Below are 5,032 nucleotides of genomic sequence, written 5' to 3'. Positions count from 1 at the left end.
GACAGCGTGGCGCAGCCGGTGCACAGCAGCACGAGGCCGGCGACGGCGGCCAGGCGCGCGGACGGCGCCGGCAGGGGGGACGAGCGGAGGAAGGAGGCGGTACGCATGGCGGAATCCTGCAACAAGCGGTGGGGGCGTGGGCGTTCTTCGTGGGAACGGTCGGCGTTGCGCTTCAAAGCTGCGCGAGCTTGGCCAGCATCTGGTCCGATGTCTGGATGGCCTTGGAATTCATTTCGTAGGCGCGCTGGGTCTGGATCATGGTCACCAGCTCTTCCACCACGTTCACGTTGGAGGTTTCGAGGAAACCCTGGCGCATGTAGCCCAGGCCGTTCGTGCCCGGCGTGCCCTGCTGGGGCTGGCCGGACGCGGCCGATTCCTTGTACATGTTTTGCCCGATGGGCTCGAGGCCGGCCGGGTTGATGAAGCTGGCCATCGCGATGCTGCCCAGCTGCTGGGGCGCGGTGCTGCCCGGCACGGTGGCGGAGACCACGCCCTCGGTGCTGATGCTGATGGCCGTGGCGTTGGCGGGCACGGTGATGCCGTTGGCCACCGGCAGGCCGCTGGAGGTGACCATGCGGCCCTGCGCGTCCAGCTGGAACGAGCCGTCTCGGGTGTAGCCGATGGTGCCGTCGGGCTGGGTGATTTCGAAGAAACCGTTGCCGTTGATCGCCACGTCCAGGTTGTTGTTGGACTGCTGCAGGCTGCCCTGAGTGAAGTTGCGGCTGGTGGCCACCGTGCGCACGCCCAGGCCCAGGTGCAGGCCGGTGGGCAACTGGTTCTGCTCGGTGGTCTGCGCGCCGACCTGGCGCTGGTTCTGGTAGATCAGGTCTTCGAAGACCGCGTTGTTGCGCTTGTAGCCGTTGGTGGAGACGTTGGCCAGGTTGTGCGAGATGACATCCAGCTGGGTTTGCTGGGCGGACATGCCGGTCTTGGCGATCCACAGGGAATTGATCATGGCGGTTCCTTTGGGGAGGCGGTTGCGTCGGGCTCGGCGGTCAGCCGTTGAGGCTCAGCAGCTGGCTGGCCGACTTGTCGTTGGTCTCGGCCGTCTGCAGCAGGCGCAGCTGCGCCTCGAACTGGCGGGAGGCGGCGATCATTCCGACCATGCTCTCCACGGCATTCACGTTGGAGCCTTCCAGCGCGCCGGACAGCATGCGGGCATTGGGATCGCTGGGCAGCGGATCGCCCGAGGTGGTGCGAAACAGGGCGTCGTCGCCGCGCTTGAGCGGGTCTTCCAGCGTGGGCGTGGCCAGCTTCAGGCGCCCCACGGCTGCGGGGCGCTGGCTGCCGACCTTGGCGGTGATGGTCCCGTCCGAGCCCAGCGCGATCTCCGCGCCCTGGGGCACGTCGATGGGGCCTCCGCCGTCCGAGAGCACGGTCAGGCCGTTGCTCGTGAGCAACTGGCCCGTGGCCGAGACTTCCAGGCTGCCGTTGCGGGTGTAGGCCTCGGTGCCGTCGAGCCCCTGCACGGCGAACCAGGCATTGCCCACCGCCATGGCATCCAGGTTGCGGCCGGTGCGCTGCACCGGGCCGGACGCTTCGGAGTGGCCCGAGGTGGCCTCCAGGGCGAACACGCGGGTCTTGGCACCGTCGCCCTGCACCGGCACGGCGCGGAAGGTGGACATTTCCGCCCGGAAGCCGTTCGTGGAGGCGTTGGCCAGGTTGTTGGCCAGCACCGACTGGCGCTGCGCGGCAGCGCTGGCGCCCGTCATCGAGGTGTAGATGATGTGGTCCATGGAGGGTCTCGCGCAGGCGTCTCAGTCGGTAGGGGTGGAGTTCAGGAAAAGGATCAGCGCAGGTTGACCAGCGTGGACATCACCTGGTCCTGCGTCTTGATGGTCTGCGCGTTGGCCTGGTAGGCCCGCTGCGCCGTCATCATGTTCACCAGCTCGGCCGTCAGGTCCACGTTGGAGTCTTCCAGCGCGCCGGAGCGCAGGGCACCGAACTTGCCGTCGGTGGGCGCGCCCATCACGGCCTGGCCGGATTCGAAGGTTTCGGCCCAGTTGTTGTTGCCGATGGACGCCAGGCCCTGCGTGTTGCGGAAGCTGGCCAGCGCCAGTTGCCCCTCGGCGCGCGTCACGCCGTTGGAGTAGCGCGTCATCACCATGCCGTTGTTTTCGATGTTGATGCCCGTCAGCTCCCCGGCGGTGTAGCCGTCCTGCGACAGGTCGGACACGGCGAACTTGGTGCCGAACTGCGTCACGCCGTCCAGCTTCACGTTCACGCTGTAGTCGGTGAGGTTGTTCGGGTTGGGTGGCGTGGGCGAGATCGTGAGCGGCAGTTGAAAGCCGGTGGCGGGCGGGGTCGCCGCGGGCGCGGTGATATTGCCGTTGTTGTCGAAGGTGATCTGGCCGACGGGCGCGGCCACCACGGGCGGCGTCGCCGTGGGATCGTCCAGCTTGTCGTACACGTCCCAGGTGTTGGCGCCGTTCTTCTGGAAGTACAGGCTCACCGGCTTGGCGACGCCCTGGCTGTCGTAGACGTTGATCGAGGTGCCGTAGGTGGCGCGCGGCGTGGCGGGCACGGGCGGCGTGGCGGTGGAGTCGCCCGCGGCGTCCGGCGCGCGCGCGTCGAGGTTGAACGATGCGGTGATCGACGTGGTCTGCTTGGCCGGGATCGGCTGCGAGGTGGGGAACGACAGCGGCGTGGCGTTGCTGGCCGTGCGCAGGCCCGTGGCCGGGTCCACCGTGTAGCCCATCACCTTGGCACCGCTGTTGGTGACCACGTTGCCCAGGTCGTCGAGCTTGAAATTGCCCGCACGGGTATAGGCATTGGTGCCATCGGGCTGCTGCAGCTTGAAGAAGCCGTCGCCGTTGATCGCCACATCCAGGCTGTTGCCGGTGATCGACAGGTTGCCCTGGTTGAACTGCTGCGCCACGTCGGCGGTCTCCACGCCGATGCCGGCGTTGGTTCCCCCCGCGGAGCCGATGGCCGAGGCCACCATTTCAGCGAACTCGGCGCGGGAGGCCTTGAAGCCCACCGTGTTGGAGTTGGCGATGTTGTGGCCGATCACGTCCAGGTTCTTGCTGGCGGCGTTGAGGCCGGACAGGCCTTGCTGAAAGCTCATGGTGTTCTCCTGAGAGGAAGAAGGAAAGCGCGTGGATAGGTGGGAAGGGCGTGCCGGTCAGAGCACCGCTTTGATCTGGCTGTAGTTGACGGTGCTGCCGGTGTCCAGGTCGAGCGTCAGCGCGCCGCTGTTGGAGCCGGTGCCCACCACCTTCGCCTGCATGAGCGCCGTGGATTGCACGGTGCCGTCCTTGGTGGATGCGACCACGCGGAACTGCAGGTCGCTCTTGTTGCCCGCGTACTTGCTGGCGTCGAACTCGAACTCGTGGCGGCCCTTGTCCTGCGCGCCCATGTCCACCGTGCCGACGACGGCGCCGCCGGGCGTGACGACCTCGACCTTGGTGCTGGTCGCCGCGCCGGCCAGCTCGAAGTAGCCCTTGCCCGTGCTGTCGGTGTAGGTCATCTTGGAGCCTTCCGCGAGCACCGAGCGGCCGATCATGGCCGTGCCCTGCAGCGTCTGCATCGTGGAAAACTGCTCGGCCATGGTCTGCATGGTGAGGTTCAGCGTCTGGATGCCGGTGACGGTGTTGATCTGCGCCATCTGCGAGGTCATCTGCGCGTTGTCCATCGGATTCATCGGATCCTGGTTGTTCAACTGCGCGACCAGCAGCTTCAGGAAGCGGTCCTGCGCGGCGTTGGGGTCGGTGGCCGAATTGGCGCTGGTGCCCGAATTCACGGTGGCGGTGGAGCCGATGGGATTGAGGATCATGGCGAGGTTCTTCCCGAAAAGTTACTGGCCCATCTGCAGGGTCTTGAGGAGCAGCGACTTGGCCGTGTTCATGACCTCGACGTTGTTCTGGTAGGAGCGCGAGGCGGAGATCATGTTGACCATCTCCTCCACCGCGTTCACGTTGGAATGGGTGACGTAGCCCTCCGCATCGGCGGACGGGTGGCTCGGGTCGTGCACCCGCTTGCCCGGCGCGTTGCTCTCGCTGATGGCGCTCACCCGCACGCCGGCGGCGCTCTCGGCGCCCATCGGCGCCGTCTGGAACACCACCTGGCGCGCCTTGTAGGCCTGGCCGTCCGGGCCGGCCACGGCCTCGACGTTGGCCAGGTTGCTGGCCACCACGTTGAGCCGCTGCGACTGCGCACTGATGGCGCTGCCCGAGACATTGAAGATGGAGAACATGGACATGGCGGTTTCCGCTTTCCGTGGGTGGTGGCGTTGCGGCGCTTACTGGCCCTGGATGGCGCTCAGCATCGTCTTGGCGTTGCCGTTGATGAACCGCAGCGTGGCTTCGTAGCGCACGGCGTTGTCCACGAAGGCGGCCCGCTCGCGATCGAGGTCCACCGTGTTGTTGTCCAGGTTGGGCTGGGTCTGCACCGAGTAGCCCAGCGTGCTGCCCGATCCCATGCCTGTCGTGGCGGCCGGCAGCGGAATGTGGCGCGGGTCGGTGGCGCTTTGCTGGCGCTGGCCGGTGGCCAGGGACATGGTCGACCCCGATCCGGTGCTCAGCGTGGTCGAGCCGCCGCCGGTCGCATCGCGCATCGCGTCGGCGAAATTGAAGTCCCGGGCCACGTAGCCCGGCGTGTCGGCATTGGCGATGTTGCTCGCGATGGCACGCTGGCGCTCGGCACGCAGCAAAAGCGCGTTGCCGTGGAAATCCAGCCTTTCAGTCATCTTGTTGAGCATGTCAGCCTCGCAAAGCGTTGGGTCCTGGCCGGGGAAAAGAGGGGTTCCGGCGTGGGTTCGATTATGGAAATGGGCCGGTTTTTCTAAAGCGCGAAGAACGCGGCGATTGGCGCGCAGTTCGGTGCTTCGTGCGCGCCGGCCGGCCCTAAAGTGCCAGGGGTCGAATGGCCTTCCCTGTTGGGCGGCGCATTCCCCGCCACAGGAGGCTTTCCCATGTCATACACCACCGCTCCCCGATTCCTTCCCACCCTGCGCCTGGCCCGGATGGCCGCGCTGGCGGCGGCCTTTGCCCTGCCCGCCGCGGCGCTGCGGGCCCAGGCCGTGGCCGAACCG

6 protein-coding genes are annotated in these 5,032 nt (G+C 67.0%); all 6 read right to left on the bottom strand.

Going from position 1 to position 5,032, the window contains the following annotated elements:
• Nucleotides 1-172 precede the first annotated feature (172 nt).
• Genes flgG through flgB form a run of 6 tightly spaced genes read right to left on the bottom strand, consistent with a single transcriptional unit; the run spans nucleotide 173 to nucleotide 4,699 of the window.
• Entirely contained in the window at nucleotides 173-955 is a 783-nt protein-coding gene (flgG, locus tag AC27KI_RS18405) for a flagellar basal-body rod protein FlgG (RefSeq protein WP_284427267.1), read from the bottom strand.
• A 40-nt stretch (nucleotides 956-995) separates the two neighbouring features.
• Nucleotides 996-1,736 (bottom strand): flagellar basal-body rod protein FlgF, encoded by a 741-nt coding sequence (gene flgF, locus AC27KI_RS18400; protein ID WP_272565443.1) that lies wholly within the window; start codon nucleotides 1,734-1,736, stop codon nucleotides 996-998.
• 53 nt (nucleotides 1,737-1,789) lie between these two features.
• On the bottom strand, nucleotides 1,790-3,067 hold the full coding sequence (gene flgE, locus AC27KI_RS18395; RefSeq protein ID WP_487115143.1) for a flagellar hook protein FlgE: 1,278 nt from the start codon (nucleotides 3,065-3,067) through the stop codon (nucleotides 1,790-1,792).
• A 57-nt stretch (nucleotides 3,068-3,124) separates the two neighbouring features.
• A complete protein-coding gene (locus AC27KI_RS18390) occupies nucleotides 3,125-3,775 on the bottom strand; it encodes a flagellar hook assembly protein FlgD (RefSeq protein ID WP_272565440.1) in 651 nt (216 codons plus the stop codon).
• A gap of 21 nt (nucleotides 3,776-3,796) precedes the next feature.
• Nucleotides 3,797-4,201 carry a flagellar basal body rod protein FlgC gene (gene flgC / locus AC27KI_RS18385; protein ID WP_272565439.1) on the bottom strand — a complete coding sequence of 135 codons (405 nt, stop codon included), beginning with the start codon at nucleotides 4,199-4,201 and terminating at the stop codon, nucleotides 3,797-3,799.
• Between the two features lie 39 nt (nucleotides 4,202-4,240).
• The gene (gene flgB, locus AC27KI_RS18380) at nucleotides 4,241-4,699 is read right to left on the bottom strand and encodes a flagellar basal body rod protein FlgB (RefSeq protein WP_272565438.1); all 459 of its coding nucleotides are present in this window, start codon (nucleotides 4,697-4,699) and stop codon (nucleotides 4,241-4,243) included.
• Nucleotides 4,700-5,032 lie beyond the last annotated feature (333 nt).

This window comes from Acidovorax sp. KPB24-03, from assembly GCF_057546605.1.
This window is presented reverse-complemented; position numbering and strand designations above follow the sequence as displayed.